Source organism: Acinetobacter sp. IK23 (assembly GCF_035615275.1).
Classification (GTDB): Bacteria; Pseudomonadota; Gammaproteobacteria; order Pseudomonadales; family Moraxellaceae; genus Acinetobacter; species Acinetobacter seifertii.
Window position 1 is genome coordinate 97,567 of the sequence record NZ_JANBNX010000007.1, and the last position, 22,151, is coordinate 119,717.

The 22,151-nt window shown below is 35.7% G+C and carries 21 protein-coding genes; 6 read left to right on the plus strand and 15 right to left on the minus strand.

What is annotated here, in order from left to right:
- The first annotated feature begins 38 nt into the window (after positions 1-38).
- A complete protein-coding gene (locus tag MSG95_RS07610; RefSeq protein ID WP_077166297.1) occupies positions 39-1,481 on the plus strand; it encodes a glucose/sorbosone family PQQ-dependent dehydrogenase in 1,443 nt (480 codons plus the stop codon).
- Positions 1,482-1,536: 55 nt separating this feature from the next.
- Here the strand turns inward: MSG95_RS07610 and MSG95_RS07615 are convergent, their stop codons facing one another.
- The 4 genes from MSG95_RS07615 to MSG95_RS07630 form a co-directional block, all read right to left on the minus strand.
- On the minus strand, positions 1,537-1,980 hold the full coding sequence (locus tag MSG95_RS07615) for a universal stress protein (protein WP_002050707.1): 444 nt from the start codon (positions 1,978-1,980) through the stop codon (positions 1,537-1,539).
- Positions 1,981-2,125: 145 nt separating this feature from the next.
- On the minus strand, positions 2,126-4,219 hold the full coding sequence (locus MSG95_RS07620; protein WP_151819504.1) for a GGDEF domain-containing protein: 2,094 nt from the start codon (positions 4,217-4,219) through the stop codon (positions 2,126-2,128).
- 608 nt (positions 4,220-4,827) lie between these two features.
- The gene (locus tag MSG95_RS07625) at positions 4,828-5,043 is read right to left on the minus strand and encodes a hypothetical protein (RefSeq protein ID WP_004701241.1); all 216 of its coding nucleotides are present in this window, start codon (positions 5,041-5,043) and stop codon (positions 4,828-4,830) included.
- Between the two features lie 179 nt (positions 5,044-5,222).
- Positions 5,223-5,687: a MarR family winged helix-turn-helix transcriptional regulator gene (locus MSG95_RS07630; protein ID WP_002050629.1), complete on the minus strand. Its 465-nt coding sequence runs from the start codon at positions 5,685-5,687 to the stop codon at positions 5,223-5,225.
- Positions 5,688-6,316: 629 nt separating this feature from the next.
- Between MSG95_RS07630 and MSG95_RS07635 the strand changes: the two genes are divergently transcribed.
- On the plus strand, positions 6,317-6,823 hold the full coding sequence (locus MSG95_RS07635; protein WP_077166078.1) for a hypothetical protein: 507 nt from the start codon (positions 6,317-6,319) through the stop codon (positions 6,821-6,823).
- A gap of 51 nt (positions 6,824-6,874) precedes the next feature.
- Here the strand turns inward: MSG95_RS07635 and MSG95_RS07640 are convergent, their stop codons facing one another.
- The 4 genes from MSG95_RS07640 to MSG95_RS07655 all read right to left on the minus strand — a co-directional run bounded on the left by MSG95_RS07640 (position 6,875) and on the right by MSG95_RS07655 (position 13,487).
- Complete coding sequence (locus MSG95_RS07640) at positions 6,875-8,593, minus strand: fructose-specific PTS transporter subunit EIIC (protein ID WP_039250593.1); 1,719 nt, start codon at positions 8,591-8,593, stop codon at positions 6,875-6,877.
- Entirely contained in the window at positions 8,580-9,527 is a 948-nt protein-coding gene (gene pfkB / locus MSG95_RS07645; RefSeq protein ID WP_077166075.1) for a 1-phosphofructokinase, read from the minus strand. Before pfkB ends, MSG95_RS07640 begins: the two co-directional genes overlap by 14 nt.
- Positions 9,528-9,541: 14 nt before the next feature.
- On the minus strand, positions 9,542-12,403 hold the full coding sequence (ptsP, locus tag MSG95_RS07650) for a phosphoenolpyruvate--protein phosphotransferase (RefSeq protein ID WP_077166074.1): 2,862 nt from the start codon (positions 12,401-12,403) through the stop codon (positions 9,542-9,544).
- Between the two features lie 223 nt (positions 12,404-12,626).
- Positions 12,627-13,487, minus strand: coding sequence for an alpha/beta fold hydrolase (locus MSG95_RS07655; protein WP_019458755.1), 861 nt, complete (start codon positions 13,485-13,487; stop codon positions 12,627-12,629).
- 137 nt (positions 13,488-13,624) lie between these two features.
- On the opposite strand from MSG95_RS07655, the gene MSG95_RS07660 reads away from it, so the two are divergent.
- Positions 13,625-14,080: a hypothetical protein gene (locus tag MSG95_RS07660; protein WP_077166072.1), complete on the plus strand. Its 456-nt coding sequence runs from the start codon at positions 13,625-13,627 to the stop codon at positions 14,078-14,080.
- A gap of 37 nt (positions 14,081-14,117) precedes the next feature.
- Here MSG95_RS07660 and MSG95_RS07665 read toward each other — a convergent pair whose 3' ends face one another.
- From MSG95_RS07665 to brnQ, 3 genes are all read right to left on the minus strand, one after another.
- The gene (locus MSG95_RS07665; protein WP_004701257.1) at positions 14,118-14,363 is read right to left on the minus strand and encodes a hypothetical protein; all 246 of its coding nucleotides are present in this window, start codon (positions 14,361-14,363) and stop codon (positions 14,118-14,120) included.
- 258 nt (positions 14,364-14,621) lie between these two features.
- Complete coding sequence (locus MSG95_RS07670) at positions 14,622-15,041, minus strand: GlcG/HbpS family heme-binding protein (protein ID WP_002050687.1); 420 nt, start codon at positions 15,039-15,041, stop codon at positions 14,622-14,624.
- A gap of 190 nt (positions 15,042-15,231) precedes the next feature.
- On the minus strand, positions 15,232-16,533 hold the full coding sequence (brnQ, locus tag MSG95_RS07675; RefSeq protein WP_019458757.1) for a branched-chain amino acid transport system II carrier protein: 1,302 nt from the start codon (positions 16,531-16,533) through the stop codon (positions 15,232-15,234).
- A gap of 352 nt (positions 16,534-16,885) precedes the next feature.
- Between brnQ and map the strand changes: the two genes are divergently transcribed.
- The gene (map, locus tag MSG95_RS07680; RefSeq protein ID WP_039250584.1) at positions 16,886-17,680 is read left to right on the plus strand and encodes a type I methionyl aminopeptidase; all 795 of its coding nucleotides are present in this window, start codon (positions 16,886-16,888) and stop codon (positions 17,678-17,680) included.
- 54 nt (positions 17,681-17,734) lie between these two features.
- On the opposite strand, the gene MSG95_RS07685 is transcribed toward map, so the two are convergent.
- Complete coding sequence (locus tag MSG95_RS07685; RefSeq protein ID WP_039250583.1) at positions 17,735-18,637, minus strand: LysR family transcriptional regulator; 903 nt, start codon at positions 18,635-18,637, stop codon at positions 17,735-17,737.
- Positions 18,638-18,879: 242 nt separating this feature from the next.
- Here MSG95_RS07685 and MSG95_RS07690 point away from each other — a divergent pair, with 242 nt between their 5' ends.
- Positions 18,880-19,203, plus strand: a complete 324-nt coding sequence (locus tag MSG95_RS07690; RefSeq protein WP_077166071.1) for a hypothetical protein — start codon at positions 18,880-18,882, stop codon at positions 19,201-19,203.
- A gap of 46 nt (positions 19,204-19,249) precedes the next feature.
- Here the strand turns inward: MSG95_RS07690 and grxD are convergent, their stop codons facing one another.
- Complete coding sequence (gene grxD, locus MSG95_RS07695; RefSeq protein ID WP_002120913.1) at positions 19,250-19,591, minus strand: Grx4 family monothiol glutaredoxin; 342 nt, start codon at positions 19,589-19,591, stop codon at positions 19,250-19,252.
- A gap of 226 nt (positions 19,592-19,817) precedes the next feature.
- Between grxD and MSG95_RS07700 the strand changes: the two genes are divergently transcribed.
- The gene (locus MSG95_RS07700) at positions 19,818-21,026 is read left to right on the plus strand and encodes an aspartate aminotransferase family protein (protein WP_019458762.1); all 1,209 of its coding nucleotides are present in this window, start codon (positions 19,818-19,820) and stop codon (positions 21,024-21,026) included.
- Between the two features lie 52 nt (positions 21,027-21,078).
- On the opposite strand, the gene MSG95_RS07705 is transcribed toward MSG95_RS07700, so the two are convergent.
- Both MSG95_RS07705 and MSG95_RS07710 read right to left on the minus strand, forming a co-directional pair.
- Positions 21,079-21,510, minus strand: a complete 432-nt coding sequence (locus tag MSG95_RS07705) for a CBS domain-containing protein (RefSeq protein WP_004701271.1) — start codon at positions 21,508-21,510, stop codon at positions 21,079-21,081.
- Positions 21,511-21,647: 137 nt separating this feature from the next.
- Positions 21,648-22,022: a DUF2750 domain-containing protein gene (locus tag MSG95_RS07710; RefSeq protein WP_004701273.1), complete on the minus strand. Its 375-nt coding sequence runs from the start codon at positions 22,020-22,022 to the stop codon at positions 21,648-21,650.
- Positions 22,023-22,151: the final 129 nt, after the last annotated feature.

Below are 22,151 nucleotides of genomic sequence, written 5' to 3' on the forward strand. Positions count from 1 at the left end.
AAATTCTCGTAAATTTTGAAAATTCATAAGGTGGACATATGAATAAACATTTATTGACTAAAATTGCTTTAATGGGTGCTGCCCAGATATTTGCATTCAATACAGCGTTTGCTGATATTCCTCTTACCCCTGCACAATTTGCTAAAGCAAGAACAGAAAATTTTGATAAAAAAGTTATTTTGTCTAACTTAAATAAACCGCATGCTTTGTTATGGGGGCCAGACAATCAGATTTGGTTAACTGAACGAGCAACGGGAAAGATTATAAGAGTCAATCCTGAGTCTGGTAGTGCAAAAACAGTGTTTCAGGTTCCTGAAATTGTGAATGATGCAGATGGACAAAATGGTTTATTAGGCTTTGCCTTTCATCCTGATTTTAAACATAATCCTTATATCTATATTTCAGGTACTTTTAAAAATCCAAAATCTACAGATAAAGAACTACCAAACCAAACGATTATCCGTAGGTATACCTATAATAAAACAACAGATACATTTGAAAAACCTGTCGATTTGATTGCAGGTTTACCATCATCGAAAGACCATCAGTCTGGCCGTCTTGTTATTGGCCCCGACCAAAAAATCTATTATACAATTGGTGACCAAGGTCGTAACCAGTTGGCTTATTTGTTTTTACCAAATCAGGCGCAGCATACCCCAACTCAGCAAGAGCTGAATAGCAAAGACTACCATACCTATATGGGCAAGGTATTACGCTTAAATCTGGATGGAAGTATTCCTAAAGATAACCCGAGCTTTAATGGGGTAGTTAGCCATATCTATACTTTAGGGCATCGTAATCCACAAGGTTTAGCATTTGCTCCAAATGGAAAGCTTTTACAATCTGAGCAAGGTCCAAATTCTGATGATGAAATTAATCTCATTTTAAAAGGTGGGAACTATGGTTGGCCAAATGTAGCGGGTTACAAAGATGACAGTGGTTATGCTTATGCCAACTATTCGGCTGCAACTAATAAATCACAAATTAAAGATTTGGGTCAAAATGGAGTAAAAGTAACCGAAGGCGTTCCAGTGACTAAAGAGTCTGAATGGACTGGGAAAAACTTTGTAGCGCCTTTAAAAACGTTATATACAGTACAAGATACCTATAACTACAATGATCCAACGTGTGGTGATATGACTTATGTCTGCTGGCCAACGGTTGCACCGTCATCGGCATATGTATATACGGGAGGCAAAAAAGCGATTCCGGGATGGGAAAATACATTATTGGTACCATCTTTAAAACGTGGGGTAATTTTCCGTATTAAGCTAGATCCGACATATAGTGCGACTTTGGATGATGCTATCCCGATGTTTAAAAGCAATAACCGCTATCGTGATGTGATTGCAAGTCCTGAGGGCAATGTTTTATATGTACTGACCGATACAGCGGGGAATGTGCAAAAAGATGATGGTTCTGTAACGCATACTTTAGAGAATCCTGGTTCTCTTATTAAATTTACGTATAACGGAAAGTAGTTTATGTAAAAAACCCAGCTCTATAGCTGGGTTTTTTATACAAGTTTAGATTTATTTATTCAGTTACGACTAATACTGGTACATGGATTTCTCCTAACAGTGCTTGAGTCACACTTCCTAGGAAGAACTTTTTAAAACCTTTTCGCCCATGAGAACCAATCACTAATAAATCAGCTTTTAGCTCAGTTGCTGCTTTGATAATTTCTGTGTGAATTGTTTGACCTTCAACAATCTTTGTTTCAACAGAGATTCCGTGTTGACTAAATTGCTCTTTAGCTTGATCTAAAATGCCCTGAATCGAAGCTCTCGCTTTATTAAAGTAATCTTGCGCGATTTCTGTACTATCGATGATTTCAACTGAAATAAAAGGATCAATAGTGAGCGCATATACTAAAGTGACTTTACTGTTAAATGCTTTTGCAAGACTTGCAGCATGGTTAACGGCAATAAGTGAAGTAGGAGAACCATCGACCGGAACTAAAATATGGTGATAACTCATATATTGCTCCTTATTGCCTTGTGGCAATATTTATTGTTGAAGAACTAAAAATTAGTTATCGTTATGATTATATTATCGCCAATTTTATGGTTTTTATTGTGTGTTTTTAGTGTGTAAAGCGAGCGACTTCTTTTGAATATTCAGACTAATTCATAGAATAGTGGCTTTCTATATAAGCCTGACCTTGTTTAAGAATAGATATAACCTGATTCGCATCAATAGCTTGTTCAAATAAGAAACCTTGTCCAATGTTATATCCGAACTGGAGCAGTAACTCTTGTTGTTCTGGTGTTTCAATACCTTCTGCTATTAGCCTAAGGGAAAGATTGGGTGCAAGTAAGCCAATTGCTTGGACGATTGCATAAATTGATGGGTCATGTTGCATCTTTTGTATAAAGCTACAATCGACTTTTATGCAATCAATTGGATAGTCTCGTATATGCGTTAGAGAAGAAGATCCTGTTCCGAAATCATCTAATGCAATGCGTACCCCATGTTGCTTTAGTTTATTGAGTGCACGAATAACATATTCAGAACCACGATCACCAAGCATATGCTCAGTAACTTCTATTTCAATTAAATGTGTAGGAACATCAAACTGATAAATCTTTTTTAATAGACGTTCAGCGTAATTGTCTCTTAAAAATTCAACTGGCGCTGCATTCAGAGATACAGGAAGTGGCTGAAAACCTAATTTTATCCATTTAGCCATATCATGCAAAACTTGATGTTGCATGATTTCACCAATTTTACTCGCTAAATCATAATCTTTAAATGCTTCAGCAATCTGGGAGGGTAATCCTGTTTGAGCTGATGTTGTGTGCCAACGCAATAATGCTTCAAATCCTACGACAGTATGGGTTTTTAAATCAACTTTAGGTTGATAGTAAGGTTGGATGGTATGGTGACGAATAAGTTGCCGAGCAATGTTAAGCTGTGATGCGATTGCTTCGGTTAATTGCATCATACTGGGGTTATACATACGTATACCACCACGACCTCGAGCTTTTAAGTCATGTAATGCCATGTCTGCACAGCTTAATAAACTCGACTGATCAACAGCATCTTGCGGGTAAATGGCACAGCCGATACTCATTCCACCGTTGAGCACATTGCCAGCATATGTAATAGGGTGATTGAGTTGTTGAAGTAATACTTCAGCGATACCTCGAATATCATCTTCATCTTTTAAATGACTAATAATGACCGCAAATTCGTCTCCACCTAATCTAGCAACAATACATCTTTCATGATCTACGCACTGATTAAAACGTTTCGATAGAATTTTTAGCAAGTGATCACCAGCACTATGACCTATAGTGTCATTAATGTGCTTGAAATGATCTAAATCAATTAAAAGTAACCCTACGCTGGTTTGAGTTTCTCTTGAGTAAGTTAATGTACGTTTTAGTTGTAGTTTAAATGAACGTCTATTAAATAATCCGGTAAGTTCATCTCGCTCACTAATGTCTCTAAGACGATTCTCAGTAAGATATTGCTGAGTAACGTTCCGAGAAACACACAATATTTGAATAATTTCGCCGTTTGTATGTTGGATTGGGGTAAGTATATTGTCCCAATGTTCAGGATCCTGATTGGGTAAAGAACTCATGCCAGCGAATCGAGCTACTTTACCTTGCAAGGCTTTTTTTAACGCAACTCTTCCACGTTTACGTATATGAAGTGGTAAAAGGTCTAACCATGGCATTCCAAATTTTTTTTTATTTTCAGGCACGCCTAGAGCAACGCATCCTGATTTATTCATATGAGAGACTGTGCCATCTGTATTTAAAACTTTAATACAATCGACACTGATATCAAGCATTTGATTTTGTATATCAATATCTTTACGTAAGCTTTGTTGTTCTTGGATGTCTTGATCAATGTCTAAAAAACTAATAAACCATTCATTTTCATGCAAAGATTCATGATATTTTGACAATTGAATTGAAAGCTTACACCATCGATAGTGATGGCTTTTATGTAAAAGACGACATTTAAATTCGATTCTTGATTGGAGTCGTATAGCATCTAACCATTTGTTTTTAACTTCTTCTAAATCGGCAGGGTACACGAAATCTAACCATTGTTGAGATAATGGGGCAGAAGTATCGTGCCAGTATTTTGTACACTCCGTATTGCAATATAAAATTAAGCCTTTTTCATCACTAACCCATGTCGGTAGAGGAATCTGCTCAACAATAAAATGCTTTTGGGTAGTGTTCGACATTGAAGTCATAACATGCCTAAAAATTGCTGAAGAATTAAACTATTTATAAACTGTATTGTAATAGTTGTGTCGTCAGCACAAAAGCTATAAAAACTGGACGTTTGGTGTTTTTTTGAGCTTAAATAAATGTTTTTCTAAAATAGAATTGTAATTACTCATGTATGCATATGTTATTTATTAATTTTTAATTCTATTTAGGTTACTAAAAATAGAGTTTTAACTTTAAAAAAATATGCTTATTTTTGTAAAAAAATTGTTATAAACAGTAGTTTATATATTAGAAAAAGAAGAGATTATGGAGGTAAATAAAGGAGATAAAATATTTTTTAAGGCACAAGTTAGTTTAAATTCACTATTTTACTTAGAAAAATTTATATAAAAAATTAATTTAAATTATTAAGCACAAATACAATAAATACTATTAAGTTTACAAAAATAATATAAAATAAGGCCTTATATTATCGTAAAATTCATTCTGTCGAAAAGGATATATACATCCTTTTTGTGCATTTTATAGCCTACATTTTCCCCAAGATGTAGGTTTTTTTTATGCCATAATTTTATCATGTTACTGTTTATTAACTTTTAAATTATATAAAAAAAGCCATGATGGCTTTTTATACGGTTTCTGGTTTTTTCAATTGTTGTTGAATATAAAGGTTCATATAATACTGCTCTATATAGTCATCAGCATAATTGTTAGCTAAAGTTTTTGTAGCTACCTGTTCATGCTTATTATAACAATTAGTTTCTAAATCCTTCTCAAGTACCCACCATTGACGGTTAATACGACGTACCTGAAACTTATCACTTTTATATTTTCTTTTAGCCATTTTTCCAAAAATTACGATGTAGATAATAGAAGAGAGTTTCTACTGGAGTTGAAAGAACAAGTCAACACGCATAGTGTTTAATTGACTACTTTATGAAATTTAAGTTTCGAGTCATGGTCAGTAAATGTAAAAAAGCCCTCATAAGAGGACTTTAAAATTCAGTAAGTTATAGAAAGTAATTAACGAGATAGATTCTTTAAAAGCATTTTTAAGCTTTCCATCATTTTTTCTAACTGTAAAGGGGTTATGCCTTCAAAAGATTGCTCAAGTACGACGCTGGTTAGGTCATTAATTTTATTTATCATTTCAGTGCCACGTTCAGTAAGATATACACGTGTAATACGTCCATCAGTTTGGCAAGAATATGTTTCAACTAAACCTTCGTCTTTTAAGCGATAAACAATTTTAGTTGTTGTCGACATCTTTGAAATGATCATGTCAGATAGCTCAGAAACACTAGCATGTGGTTTGCTACTGAGTGCAAGCATAATCCGTCGACGAGAATTATCTAGGCCATATTTTTTAAGGGCATTGTCAATATTCTGAACATATTGAGCATGGACCTGAGTAATCCAATAATATGGAAAATCTTCAAGAGTGAAAGATTCTGTTGTAGGTAAAAAACGCGCATACTTCTTTGTCATTGACTTTTCCCCATACCTTGGTGGATCGCATTTTATGAAACTAATCTTAATAGTTGAAAAATATAGTTTCACTAAGCAAGTTATATCAGGACTTTAGGTCGTGAGCAAAATTTATATTGTTTGATTTGACAAGGACAAACTATAAATTTTGCTAATCTGATAAAACTTATTTCTTACCGTTGATTTGAACTTGGCTGCTCGCTTGTTCGTAAAATGAACGATATCTCTTTGCCAGAGAATCCTAGAAAAAAAAATTTGTTTTGAATGTGACATTTCTCTAAATATTTTTTGTCTACAAAGTCATAACCATAAAAAATAAATGCATTTAATAAAGAAATATTTAATATAATCAAATAATTATTATATATTTGCAGCTAAAAAATTTACCAGACATTTAACATTATTCATTCACTAACTTAACTAAATAAAAAATATCTTCATAAATATTTGATTATTAAGTAATTTAATTTTTATTATATTTTAAAGGTTTTAACTTTTTTGATTAATTATTTTAACTTGAATATTAGATTAATTTTTTGACAATTAAGTTTTGTTTCATTGTTGTTTTTTTGTTTGTTTTTGGTATAGTGCGCGTTCAAAATAGAAATGAAAATTTTTGCGTATTCATGATGAAAAAAATATTAGTTAGTTCAATATTAGCTTTTACTATCGGTTTGAATGGCTGTGCGAGTATCATAACTGGCCCTTCACAGATCGTTACGTTTACGAGTGTGCCTGAATCAGCATCTATAGAGATAAAAAACAGAAAAGGTGTGAAAATACATACTGGTCAAACACCTGTTACTGTTAGTTTGAAAAAGGGAGCTGGATACTTTAAGCCTGAAAAATACGAAATAACATTCAGTAAAGCCGGTTATCAAACTAAAACTGTAGAAGTAACTGGAACATTGAGTGGGTGGTATTTGGGTAATATTCTTTTTGGTGGCTTAATTGGAATTTTAATTGTCGACCCATTTACTGGCGCAATGTTTAGACTAGCTCCTAAAGACGTAAATGCAGTTTTAGAAGCTCAAAACTTAAAAGATGATTCTAACCAGAAACCAACTCTTGCAGTGGTATTAGCCCAAGACCTTCCAGAAGAAATTATGGCGCGAGCAGTTCAGATTCAACATTAAAAATTAGCTAGTAATAAAAAGGGAGAATTAATATTCTCCCTTTTTATTAACTTATGAGTTTGTTAATAGTTTTTCTTCTTGGTTCCTTTTTAGGATGGCATAACTTACACCTGTTACGATGCTTCCGGCTGCAATTGCTGCTAGATATAACCAAGCATGATTAATTGCATTTGGAATTAGAAGTACAAATACACCGCCGTGTGGGGTAACGAGTTCACAGTGAAATAAAGCAACCAGTGCTCCAGTTACTGCGCCACCTAAAATACAAGTTGGAATAACACGCATTGGGTCTTTTGCTGCAAATGGAATTGCACCTTCTGAAATAAAGCATAAACCAAGCACGAAAGCAGCTTTACCTGCATCTTTCTCGCCTGTACTAAATTTATTTCTAGCGAGGAAGGTTGCAATTGCCATGCCTATTGCAGGAACCATACCACCTGCCATAGTGGCTGCCATTGGCATATAGGTATTGGTTGTAAGTAAACCAACCGTAAAAGCATAAGCTGCTTTGTTAATTGGGCCACCTAAATCAATACACATCATACTTGCCAGAATAATTCCCATTAATACGGCATTTGTGGTGCCCATGTTATTGAGGAAATCTTTCATTAACTCAAAAATATGTGCTACAGGTTGACCAACCACATAGAACATAATGAGACCAACAAATAATGTTCCTAATAGTGGAATAATTAAAATAGGTTTAAGAGACTCTAAGCTAGTTGGTAGTTTAAGTTTTTTGGCAATAAATAATGCGATATAACCAGCAAGGAAGCCAGAAACAATACCACCTAAAAAGCCCGCTTGTAGCTGTGCAGCCAATAATCCACCAATTAAACCAGGGGCAAGACCAGGGCGGTCTGCTATGGAATATGCAATATAACCTGATAGCATCGGTACCATCAGCATAAATGCTGCTGCACCAATCTGTTTTAATATAGCTGGCAGGCTACCAACTTGTTCTGCGGCATTCAGGCCAAAACATAAAGAAAGTGCAATTAATAGACCACCTGCAACAACCATGGGTAGCATATAAGAAACACCAGTTAATAAGTGTTTATATACTCCAACTTTTTCAGTTTTCTCTTTATTTTCCGTTGTAGCTTGTTGTTTACCTTGTTCTAAAACTTGTGCATTCGCAATTGCCTCTGCAAATGCCTTGTCGGTTTGTTTTAAGGCAAAGCCAGTACTGCATCGATAAACACGTTTTCCTACAAAACGGTCTGTGTTGACTTCAATGTCAGTTGCAAGAATAACAATATCGGCATCCGCAATCGCTTGTGCTGACAAAATATTCTTCGCACCCACTGAACCTTGAGTTTCTACATCGATTTGATATCCAAGTCTCTCTGCACCTTGCTGTAACGCTTCGGCTGCCATAAATGTATGGGCAACTCCAGTTGGGCAAGCAGTAATTGCAACAAAGTGAGTTGCTGCATTTGAAGTCTGTTTAGGTTTTTGAACCCATTCATTCGCTGGTTTCGAGTGTTCAAGCGCAGTTAACAGTGCCTTATCTGCATCTTCTTTAATATCTTCAATAGAAACTAGAGATAAAGTACTTTGACCAAAAATATTTATGTTTTTAGGTTGTTGCCCAATAATAATCACATGATTAAAGTCATCACTTGATTCAAATTCATCGAGTGAAATAACACTGTGTTTATAGCCATGTTGTGTTGCGACTAAAGCAAGTTTACGAGCTAAAATCAAAGCATTGACTTGCTGTTGCGGACTATTCGTGACAAATAATAAATGTTTAGCAGTTTGCATCAGATTCACTCAATGAATTGATAGTAGTTTGTGCTTTTAATTGGTCTAGAACTTCTGGATTAGGAATTCGAAAACCAATTTGTGTTACAGCATGGCTTGCAATTGCTGTCGCAGTTTTTAAAGTTTCTTCAGGAGAAAGTTGGTTTACAAGTCCGTGAATCATACCTGCTAAGAGAGAGTCACCAGCACCGACTGTACTTTTTACAATAACTTTTGGTGCTTGAGCATGTAGGGGGTGTGAGGCATGCAGCCAATTTACGCCACCTTCACCCATTGAAATAACCACATGCTCAATATCGCTTAAGCTGTCAAAAAGTTTTCTTTGTTCAGCATAGCTTGTTGCAGGACGTTGATAACTTTCTACGAGCTCATCAGTATTAGGCTTGATCATCCAAGGTTGACATGCAATTGCGGCAACCAAAGCTTTACCACTAGTATCTAATGCAACTTTTTTATTTTGTTTTTTGATTAGTTTAATAAGTTGTTGTAACTCATCAATACTAAAACCTTGGGGTAGGCTACCAGCTATTGCAACCACTTCAACTTGTGGTAACAGAGCTTCAATCTTATTAAATAGGCTTTGTTTGTCTGTTTCAGAAACAAAGAAACCTTTGCCGTTTAAATCGGTCATCCGCCCAGAATGCTCAGCAATTTTTATATTTTGGCGTGTTTCGCCATCAATATAAATGAATTCGGGTTGAAATTGAGCTTGGGTAAAATGTGTATCGAAAATTTGTCGATTATGCTCGCCTAAAAAACCAGTTACGATGACATCGTGACCTAAGTCTTTTAATACTTGTGCAACATTAAGGCCTTTACCAGCCGCATGAATTTCTACCGACTTTTGTCGGTTTACTTCACCTACCTGTAACTCATTTAGTTGGATGGTTACATCAATTGCAGGGTTTAAAGTAACTGTTAAAATTTTAGCCATTACTATTCCCAATTTTATAAGTCTTGTTCAGAGAGCTGGCGTACAGCAGGAGCGCTATCACACAGTAAAGCTTGTTGCGCAAGTTTTTGAGCATGACTATAGCTCAGCGTACGAATTTGGGCTTTTACTAGTGGAATGCTATTTGGTGACATACTCAGTTCGTCCACGCCCAATCCCATGAGAATAGGTACAGCTTTCGGATCTGCTGCAAGCTCACCACAGATGCCGACCCATTTGCCGTGTTTGTGGGCAGCTTTAACAGTTTGATCAATCAAGTTCAGAATACTTGGGTGTAAACCATCTGCTTCAGCTGAGAGTATTGGGTGGCCTCTGTCAATCGCTAAAGTATATTGAGTCAGGTCATTTGTACCTATACTGAAAAAGTCGACTTCTTGTGCAAGAATTGGTGCAAGCAAAGCAGCAGAAGGAACTTCAATCATAATGCCAACTTGTAAATTGTCACATGGATGTTGAGCCCTTACTTCATCAAGAATCACTTTCGCAGCACGCCATTCTTCAACGCGCCCAATCATAGGGAACATAATTCGTAATGGACGATTATCCGATGCTTTTAATAAAGCAGTTAATTGCTGTCTTAAAAGCTCGGGGCGTCTTAAAGTTAAACGAATTCCTCTTAATCCTAAGAATGGGTTCTCTTCCTCAGCAATTGGTAGGTAAGGTAAAGGTTTGTCACCACCTACGTCTAATGTTCGTACAACAAGTGGGCGGCCAGCAAGTGCATCTAATACCACTCGGTAGTCAGCTTCTTGAACAGTTTCACTCGGTGCACTGCTATGAGACATGAAAACCAGCTCTGTACGAAGTAATCCAATCGCTTCTGCACCACATTCTACTGCTTGTGCTGTTGCTTGAACTTTACCTAAATTTGCCGCAATTTCGATTTGGTGTTGATCTAAAGTAATAGCAGGTTCTTGGCTATGACGTTCGGCTTCTTCACGAATTTGACGCTGTTGCTCACGCTCTTGCTTGGCTTGTTCGATTTGAACTGTATCTGGATTTAAAACAAAAGTTCCTGTGTCACCATTAATGAGTAGGGTACTTTTCTGATCAATTTCCAAGACTTGTTCACCAGCACCAACAATAGCTGGAATGCCTAAAGCACGTGCTACAATTGCACTATGAGCACTTGCACCGCCTATAGCAGTCAAAATACCTGCAACACGGTCTTTGTTAAGACGAGCGACATCGCTTGGCCCAACATCATGCATAATTAAAATATACGGCTCTTTAGGCTCTTCAATAACCACTTCGCCACATAGTTGTGTTAAAACACGGTCACCAATATCACGTAAGTCTGTTGCACGTTCAGCGAGTAAACGATCTGGTAATGCTTCCTGCGCTTTAGCCGCAGCCTCAATGTGATCATGCCAAGCAGCTGGCGCTGATAGATTGTGGTTAATTTTTTGATAGACACCATTAATCAAATCAGGGTCATCAAGCATTTCTAAATGAGCTTGAAAGATTTGCTTAATTTCAGAAACATCGGATTTGGCAATAACTTGATGGATATTGTTTTTTACGGCATGTAATGCAATATCTAAATTTTCTTTTTCAGCTTTTACGCTTAAACCCATACGTTCATATTGATAAACCTTTGGTTTAATCACATGTACTGGTCCAAAAGCCAAACCGCTTGATGCCGCGATTCCTATGTTGTTGTTTCCTAGTGTTTTTGCGCTTGATGGAGATGGTTGTAAAGAAACCTGTTCGGATACTTGACTGGTTGTTGCTATTGCTTCGACTTCTTCGCCTAAGCCTTGCTCTACTGCAAAAATCACTTTATCTAAGGCATCTACTGCATCGGTTTCTGGTTCTGCAATAAAACGTAGAGTTTGACCACGTTTACAACCTAAGGCTAAAAGACGAGTTAAACTTTTAGCGGAAACAAAGTTGCCATCATCTACAGCAACTTGGATGTCGCCTTGAAAAGTTTTGGTCAAATTGACTAAGTGCGTAGCTGGTCGAGCATGTAAGCCATGTGCATTTGCTAATACCACTGAACGTTGAGGCCAGTCTGGAATAACATCAGCCCCAATAATTTTTGCAATTTCGTTTGGAGTTTGGGTTTTATCTAACTCTGCAACTTGTTTTGGGTTGAATAAAATATCAATTAAACGATTAAATCTTGCATTATCGAGCTGATCATTCGCTGCTATACAAACTAATGTATTTAGCTTTTTCCCATTTAGTTCTAAAACGTTTGATGGTTTAGTAATACTAATAGCAGGTTGTTGAACAAATTGATTGCTAGAAATAGACCAAATTTGATCTTGTAATTGAATGGCTTGTTCTGGATTGAGTGAACTTAAGAAACCACATTTTACAAAATTATGTTTTTTTAGTGTCTGAGAAGCTGTCCAAAATAAATCTTCGATATCTTGTGCATCAATTTCAGTTTGGATGAGGTTTTCATGAAGTGCTAAAGATAGTGGCTGAGCTTGTAGTAATTCTATAATTTGTTCAGGTTTTGAAGCATTTTTTACTTGTTCACTTACATCATGCATTAATGCGCGAGTAAGAATTTGCAAAACTTGCAAATGTTCATCAGATTTTGCTGCAATAACGACAGCTAAATAGATTTTATTTTCTCCATCCCAAATTACGCCTTCCGGAAAATGGGCTAAGCGAATACCTGTTTTTAAAATATATTCACGTGATTGGGGAGTGCCGTGTGGAATGGCAATACCTTGGCCTAAATAAGTCGCGCTTTGTTGTTCACGATTGATGAGTCCTGTTATATATTCAGGTGTAACTAACCCATCATTTTCTAATATATCTACTAGACACTTTAATGCATGTGTTTTATCAACAGCATGTTGATTCATATGAATATGTTGAGGCTCTAGTGCTAGCATAATTATCCTTGAACAATTTCTTTGGCTTTAGCTAAAACAGAAAAAAAGAAGCTGTATGCATTAAACAAGTATATTTACTTATTTTTGACAACAGCTTCAGATGAATTACCTTAGCAGAACTTTAAATGTATATCGACGCATTTAAGTAAAAAGTAGTTCGTTTTTAATACAAAAAAACCTCTAAGTAGGATTACTGACTTAGAGGTGAAAATAAAAGCAGAGTTTAATGATTAATTTCTTGTTCTAAAATAGACCAAAGTTTTTGATGTGATTTTTTGAATAACAACATATGGCCAATTGATTTATATCCTAAATCTTTTGGATTAAGTTCAATCATTTTTTTATTTGCATTTGGATATAGACTTAATAATTCTTTTACATTGCATTTGGTTGCAATCTCATCGTCATCAGCCCAAATCGCAGTAATTGAACACTGAATTTCTGAATGAAAATCATGAAAAATAGTCTTGCCGATGGCATTTTTGACATATCCGGGATGGCTACAAAATTCTCGCCATTGTTGAGCAACTTTTTTAGGTAGGTTTTCTCCCATACCAATGAATTGAGTTGCGCCATATCCTTTAACGAGACTAGAAATAGGGAAGATAAGATTAAACATCACTGGCGCTAGAAACTTAGTTTTTCCTTTAAGACCTTTAATATTTCCTGTTGAACATGCAACGGCTATAACTTTTGCGACTTTATTATAATTAGGCACGACCCCAAGTAATTGTCCGCCAGCACTGTGTCCAATAAGAATAACCTGATCTGCTCCAGTTTTAATTAATAGAGCATCAATGGCAGCTGGTATATCGAATATGCCCCAATCGGTAATGCTTGCGCTACTTTGCTTTAAAGTACCATGTAGTGATTCACCAATTCCTCGGAAGTCAAAACTCAATACATCGTGGCCTTGTTGGCTTAACCATGCCGCAAAGGAGTGATAAAAGTTTTTAGTAATACCCGTTGCTGGACAAATAAGAATAGGGTGGTCAGCTTTCTTTTCTTGAGCAGGATAAAATTGTGCTGCAAGTTGATAGCCATCTTTACAGGTAATCCAAAAAGATTCAAAAGTCTTATCCATATATTTAGAGCTAATTATTTAATCATTCATCTTAATGTACATGAGTTCTGAAAAGGTACTTGATTAAAATGTGACTATAAAGTCAAGATTTATGTTATACAGCTCTTCAAATTTTAATAAAACGAATAAAGGAAATGATGGAAATATCGAAAGCTGTACAGTTGGCTATTGTCTTTAGTGGTGTCTTTTTATGGATAGGAATGTTAACAGGGGTATGGAAATATTGGCAAATTCGCCGTTCTGAATTAAGCCGTGCACATTATTATGTAGACATTGCACATAGAAGTAGTTTGCTTTATGCAGCAGCTACACTCACTTTGGCTGCATTAAGCTATTTCACGGTTTTAAGTGAAGATATAGCTCTATGGTGTGTATTTGCAAATATACTATTTTTTAGTTTCTCAATTTTAGTTTATATCATTCATGGTTTTTTGCAGGATACGAGCAATCAGTTTAAGCAACCACATAGATTAGGGCATTTTAGTTTACCGGCATGGTTGATGACTTTCATGATGATTGCTTTAATTATTACTGAGTTATTAGCCACTGCTATTTTACTAATGGGAACCATTCTATTATTTTTAGGTAAATAAAAAATGGATGATCGCTCATCCATTTTTTTAAATTCTATTATTTCTGTCGACTCATTCGTCTTTTAGCTAATTTTCGCATTTTGTGATCGACAAAGGCCCATACACAAAATACAAAAGAAACAACCATGGCGTATACAAAGTACTCGGGTTTCAGATTCCCTTTAATCATACCTTGAAACAGTAAAGTGAGCATAAGAGCAAGCGTGGTTACTCCATACACAACTGAATCTTTACTGTTCAGAGTGTTAATGAAGACTTGTTTGTTGAAATGTAATGATAACATCTCCATCCCTCCTTGTGGTTGCGCTAAAACCAAATGTTTTAGTCAAGAATAAGTTTAATGTTGTACTTGTATTTTTAGCTTAATTCAATAGTCAATTGAAAATTTTTTGAACAGTTTTATGAAAACCTCTATATTTATAAATAGTTAAGGTATAAGAAAGGTAAATATTAAATATTTTTGTATAAAATACTTAATATTTTAGAAAAGAGAAATTTTTAGGTGAAAAGTAAAATAATTTCTCTTTTCTTACAATTTGCTTTAGTTGCTTTGTTTCTTTAAAAACACATCAATGGCATGTTGTGCAATTTCAGCATCTTCAAAAGATTGGACACCAGAAACACCAATTGCGCCTAAAATCTGGCCTTCATAAATAATCGCTTTTCCGCCTTCTAGCATACCTTTAGCACTTGGCAGACTTAAGAAACCAAGACGGCCATTTTGAAGAAGTTCTTCGTAAAATTTTGAAGGGCGGCCGCTCATTGATGAGCATTTAGCTTTTTCTAGACAGATATGTGTACTGAGAGGAGAAGCGCCATCTAGACGTTTCATAAGTAATAAAGAACTTGTTTCATCAACAATAGCGATACTCACTTTAAAGTTATGTTCTATTGCATATTTTTGAGCTTCTTCCATTAAAAACTCTGCATCTGCTAATGTCAGATAATATTTACTTTTCATTTATGCTCTTCTTTCCTGAGTAAGCTAAAAATTATTTTAGTATAATATTACAGTAAAAATTAATTATATCTATAGTTGAATTGTCATCAAATACTGGTGTTTGAAATAAAATGCTGGTTGGGTAAACGCAGCATTTTATTCGATATATAAAATCATGTTTGGGTAAAACTCGATTTCAAAAAACACCAGATTAAATGTTTTTATGTTTAACTTTATCGATAAGGGTTGTTACCGCAAGAACAATTAAAGATGGGATCAGCCATGCTAGGTTTTGTTCATTTAATGGTAAATGCTGAAGGAAAGTAGGAAGATTATCTCCAAAACCTGCAACTTTAAGCCCATCGATGATTCCGAAAATGAAAGCAATACTTGTTACCGAACCAACAATAAAAGACGGCTTATGCCAAAATTTCCAGAAGAAGCTAAGCATAATCACCACAATAGCAGGTGGATAAATTGCACTTAAAACTGGAACAGATACGGCAATCAGTTTGGTCAATCCAAGATTAGAAATAATGAAAGAGAAACCAACTAGAATGAAAACTAAAAGCTTATAAGGTAACTTGGTCAATTGGGCAAAATATTCACCACATGCACAAGTTAAACCAATTGCAGTCACCATGCAGGCTAAGAAAATGAGGCCAGTTAGGAATAATGAACCCATATTACCAAAAGCATGTTGAACATAGGCATGTAAGATTACAGCACCATTTGCTGCATTTGGTGCAACTTCGTGGCTACCCAAACCTAATTTAAATAAGCTTAAGTAAACTAAAGTAAGACCAACACCTGAAATAAGGCTAGCAATAATTGCATATTTGGTTACTAGTTTGTTATCGGTAACACCGCGCGAGTAAATTGCTTGAATAATTACAATACCAAATACTAAAGCTCCTAAAGTATCCATCGTCAAATAACCATTTACGAAACCTTCTGAAACAGGAGAGTTCACGTAATGATTGATTGGAGCAGGAACATAGCCCGAAGGAATCATAACCGCTGCAATTCCTAAAATTGCGAGAGCAATAATTTTTAGGGGAGCGAGTACATGTCCAACAGTATCTAAAAGCTTGTTTGGATATAACGAAACTACAGTTACAAAGGAAAAGTAGATTGCGCTATAGATTAAAAGGCTACTACTTGATGTTCCAAAATATGATGAAAAACCGATTTCATATGAAACAGTTGCAGTACGTGGAGTCGCAAATAAAGGACCTACTGATAAATAACAAACAACAGTTAAAATCAGACTTGCTATTCGGCCTAAAGGAGAACTAATAATTTCAATGGAACCCTGCATGCGAGAGAGTGCCATAATCGTAATGACAGGTAGGCCAACTGCAGTAATCAAAAATCCTATGGCTGCCAACCATACATGATCACCTGCTTGTTGAGCGACAATGGGAGGAAAGATAATATTGCCAGCTCCAATAAAGAGCGCAAAGGTCATAAAACCTAAAGCAATAATATCTCCAGTACGAAGTTGTTGCATAAATCAAATTTAACAAAAAAGAAAGAATTTTAGAGCAAACGAGAGCATGATCAAGCGCTATTTTATGTGAAAAAGCTTTTTTTCCGACCTTATAAATCATTCAGAGATATGAAAAATATCAAGTGGTTAAGTTATCTAGTTGAAAAACCTTTGAAAGAAATAAAGAAAAGATTTTTTATATCTGACTTTTTAAGAAAATTATGTAAAAATAAAAATATCAATTTCTATTATGAATGTTGAATATTTGGGCATTTACAGCTTCCTGCCTACTCTACATCCGTTCTAAAATATTCGAAATTAACTTACATTTTTGTAGACATGGTAAAAGCAATGTCTACGAGGATAAAATTGAATGAGAGCTTCTACTGTTACAATTAAAACTGAACAAGACCTGGAAAAATTGCGGATTTCTGGCCGTTTGGCTGCACAAGTTTTAGAAATGATAGGTGAGTATATTAAACCCGGTGTAACAACCGAATATTTAGATAATATTTGTAATGATTACATCATAAATACGTTAAAAGTGATTCCTGCCAATGTGGGTTACCACGGTTTCACAAAAACAATATGTACCTCAGTTAACGAGGTGGTTTGTCATGGTATTCCTTCACCAAATAAAATTTTAAAAGATGGTGACATTATTAATATTGATGTAGCGATTATTAAAGATGGCTACTTTGGTGATACAAGCCGTATGTACTATGTGGGTAATGTAAATCCACATGCCAAAAAACTAGTTGAAACAACTTATGAAGCAATGGTTGCTGGTATTCACACAGTTAAACCTGGGGCAACTTTAGGCGATATTGGTTACGCTATTCAATCAGTTGCTCATCGTGAAGGGTATAGCATTGTTCGTGAATATTGTGGGCATGGGATTGGTAAAGTCTATCATGAGCAGCCTAATATTCTGCATTATGGGCAACGCGGACAAGGATTAGTTTTGAAGAAAGGTATGGTCTTTACGATTGAACCTATGGTGAATGCAGGGAAACCTCAAGTTAAAGAATTAAACGATGGTTGGACGGTTATTACTCAAGATCTTTCTTTATCTGCCCAATGGGAACATATGGTCGCTGTTACAGATACAGGTTTTGAATTGTTGACACCGTGGCCAGAAGGTGTGGGAAGCTATCCGAAAATTTAATCGCTAAAAGTATAAAAAGTTCGATGTCTCATCGAACTTTTTTATTTTTTAATATTATGAATGCTCAGAAAGATGCTCTACCAAATAGTCAATAAATACGCGTACCGCTGGAAGCAATCCTCTACGAGACGGATAAACTGCATGAAATATACCATGAGCCGCTTTCCAGTCTGGCAAAATTTGTACAAGCTGGCCGGATTTCACAAAATCTTCAGCAGCTGTTTCTGGTAATAAGGCAATACCGCAATTTTGACTTGCGAGTTGGGCAAGCATATAAAGATTGGTCCCCATCACAGTTGGACTGACTTTGACTTTTTTTAATTGATTGTCTGGTCCATGTAAGGTGAATTGTTGATCTAAATGCTCTTCAGATAAGCTTAAAATACGATGCTCACTCAATTGTTCTGGCGTCTTTATATTACCAAATTCATTTAAATAAGCCTGACTTGCAAATAGACTCTGCTCTATAAGTGAAAATTGTCTTAACACTAAGCTTGGATCATCATCTAATTTAGATCTGACACGTAAAGCAACATCAATACCTTCATTAATAACATCAACACGGCGGTTACTTACGATAAGTTGTAAGCGTATTTCAGGATATTTTTTTAAAAAGGCCGGCAAAATTTTAGGTAGTTGGTTTTGGGCAATATCTACAGGAACACTTACTTTGACCACACCTCTAGGTTGAATACTCAAGTGGTCGACTAGATCATGAGCAGCTTGAGCAGCATTCATCATGACTTGAGCATGTCTATAGATATCCATACCAATGTCAGTAACGGCGAAATGGCGTGAGCTGCGTTGTATTAGACGAACTCCTAAATTTTCTTCTAAATTATAAACACGACGACTTAATTTTGATTTTGGGATGTCAGTAACACGTTCAGCGGCGCTAAATCCACCATGCTCAACAACAAGGGCAAAACAATAAAAATCATCAAGATCGGTGAGCATTAAGATATCCTATTTATGCAACACTAAAGATTTTACATTATTATTTTTGCAACGATAAAGTTTGATTTTAATTTTTTGTAAAAAGCATATAAAAAGGACTCGAAAAGCAAATTTAGATGGTTTGAAATGCAAATGTAATGACATTGAAATTGTGTTGTGTGTCGTTTTTCGAATTAAAAATCAAATATGGTGTTTATACGTTATTTTTCATAAAATATATTTTTATCAAATTTTTTTAAAGTATGTCTTACCAGTTAGTTGAATTAAAAGATGCAACTGCAAATATTCTTTGCCCAATTTGTAAGCTTGCAGTTATTGATTGGTCACAAGAGCAATACGTTCAACCTTGTGAACATACATTGTTTATTGCAATGGATTTAGGCTTTGAATTTGTGGCTGACCGTTTTGAAGAATCTATGACTCAAAATGTAGATGAGTTACATGAAGATCCAAATATGAATGTTTTTGACGCGATAACGAGCACATCATATAAAAATTTGACTATTTTAAAATCAGATCTTGGTGTTGATGGTTTGTTCCGTTATGTCGGCATAAGTGATTGTTAATTTGATGAGTATAAAAAAGCCAATCTTTCGATTGGCTTTTTTATTATTAAGCTTCTGGAGCTGCGCTATATTGTTCAACTAATGGTTTTAATTCGCCATTTTGGAACATTTCAAGCATGATATCGCTACCACCGATAAGTTCGCCATTTACCCATAGCTGTGGGAAAGTAGGCCAGTTTGCAATTTTTGGTAAAGTTGCACGAATATCAGGGTTTTCTAAGATGTTCACATATGCGAATGGACGACCAATTTGACTGAGCGCCTCTACTGCACGTGCAGAGAAACCACATTGTGGAAACTGTGGAGTGCCTTTCATGTAAAGTAAAACGGGATGCTTCGCAATTTGATCGCGAATTAACGCTTCAGTATCACGTGCTTGTTCAGTCATATGTAGATCCTCAACTAATCTTGCAGCATTATAGGGTGTGTTCACATTGGTTTGCAAACAACCTTACTGTCTAAAGTTGCATAGAATATTCAATATTTTATTGTATAAACCGAAGTGATAGTAAAAAGCAGACGAAATTTTAGATAAATGAGTGATGAGCCTTTTCATCAGCGCAAGTTTTTGTTTATATAAACCCTTCTTAAAACCTCATACAACAGAGTTCGTGATGACTGATATTACCCTAGCTCCAGTACAACCTGATCAACCAACACACTTAATGGCTACTTATGGTCGCCAAGCGATCAGTTTTGTCCGAGGCCGAGGGGCATATCTATACACACAAGATGGTACAGAATATTTAGATGCATTAACGGGTATTGCTGTCTGTGGTTTAGGACATGCTCATCCTGCTATTGCTGAAGCAATTGCTGAACAAGCAGCAACGCTTGTACATACCAGTAATTTATTTGAAATTCCTTGGCAAACTGCTGCTGCTCAGAAGCTTGCTGAAGTTTCTGGTATGGAAGAAATCTTCTTTTCAAATAGTGGTGCCGAGTCAAATGAAGGTGCAATCAAAATTGCTCGTAAATTTGGTACTCAACAAGGTATAAGTCTGCCAAAGATTATTGTGGCTGAACAATCATTTCACGGTCGTACTTTGGCGACACTCTCTGCAACAGGGAACAAGAAAGTACAAGATGGTTTTGCTCCTTTAGTAGAAGGCTTTATTCGAGTGCCATTTGGTGATATCGAAGCGATTCAAGAAGCTGCTCTACAACATCCAGATATTGTTGCTATTTTGATTGAGCCGATCCAAGGTGAAGGTGGTATTAATACTGCGCCACAGGGATTTAGCTATTTAGAAGAAGTTCGCCATCTTTGTAATCAGCACAACTGGTTGATGATGTTAGATGAAATTCAAACTGGTAATGGTCGTACTGGTAAATACTTTGCATATCAACATACCAATATTATTCCAGATGTTTTAACCACTGCTAAGGGATTAGGGAATGGTTTTCCTGTGGGTGCTGTAATGACCCAAGGTAAAGCTGTAGGGTTATTAGGGCCTGGTAGCCATGGATCGACTTATGGTGGTACGGTATTGGGTTCTCGTGTGGTTTATACGGTAATTGATACAATCCAGAAGGAAAATGCAGTAGAGAATGCAGCAGTAGTGGGGAACTATATTGTTGATCAATTACGTGCTCAATTAGCAGATAAAGGCGTACAGGTGCGTGGTTTTGGTATGATGATTGGTATTCAATTACCTAAAGATTGTGCTGAACTCGTTGCGATTGCTCGTGATGAATACAAGCTTATTATTAATGTAACAGCAGGTTCTGTAGTTCGCTTATTACCTCCAATTAATATGACTCAAGCTCAAGCTGATATTTTGTTAGAACGTTTAGTTGCTTTAATTACCAATTATCTTTAAGTTTTAAAGGCAATAAAAATGGGCGATTAACGCCCATTTTTATTTTGTACGTTTAGCCAGAAATATATTGCTTTAATTGTTCAATTAAAACTTTTTGGTCTTCCATTGCTGCTTTAACTAAGTCACCGATTGAAATAAAACCAACTAGTTTTCCATTTTCTAATACAGGTAAGTGACGTAAATGACGATCGGTCATGAGCTGTAAACATTCTTCAACTGTATTGTTTAGGCCTACAGTGATTACTTTTGCTGTCATAATTTCAGCAACTGTTGTGCTATAAGACGAGCGTTCCATTAGAGTTACTTTTCGAGTGTAATCACGCTCAGATAGTATTCCGACTACTGTTTCACCCTCTGCTACGACTAAAGCTCCAATTCCTTTTTCAGCCATAATCGTGATTGCTTCAAGGACAGTTGCTTCGGGCGAGATTGTGAAAATAGCTTGTTGTGATTTGTTCTTAATTACTTGTGCAACGATAGTCATTTCTTCTGTCCTGTTGTTTTATCATTTTGATTTAAATTAGCCTGATTTTAGAAAATTGCAAAGACTCCATAGTCACTCAAATACAAGTTTTATGCTCAAGCGTTCAAAAAGCACTCTATATGTGGTGGCTTAAAAAATTAAGCTACCTGCCATTTAGGATGATTAAAAAAGAAATGATGCATTTGCTGAGTAGATAACTTTAACTTGCGGTGAGATGAATTAAACAAAGCAGGGGTAACTTTTAACCGTGTTAAGGTTGGTAGTAAAGATTCATGGAAGTCTTTTGGAGTGATTTTTCTAGGTTTGTAATTAGGCCAGTGAGTTTTAGCATATCGATGCGCCTGAACTCCATTTAACCAAAACGGGAAAATAAAATCTTCCTGATCCGATTTAATGGCCCATCCTTCGTCAAATAGTCCCCAAAGAACCCCGCAGTACATCATGGTTCTTAAAATATAAATCTTGATCATCAAGTCTTTAGAAACCGGTTGTAGATTACTTAAATTATTCATTTTTCAATTTAAAGGTTTTTAACTTATCTAGCTTATTATAAGAGAATCACATGACATTTCAGTTTAAACAGGTGTCAAAACGTAAACAAATATTGATGACTAGAAATATCAATGATAAATACCAAATAA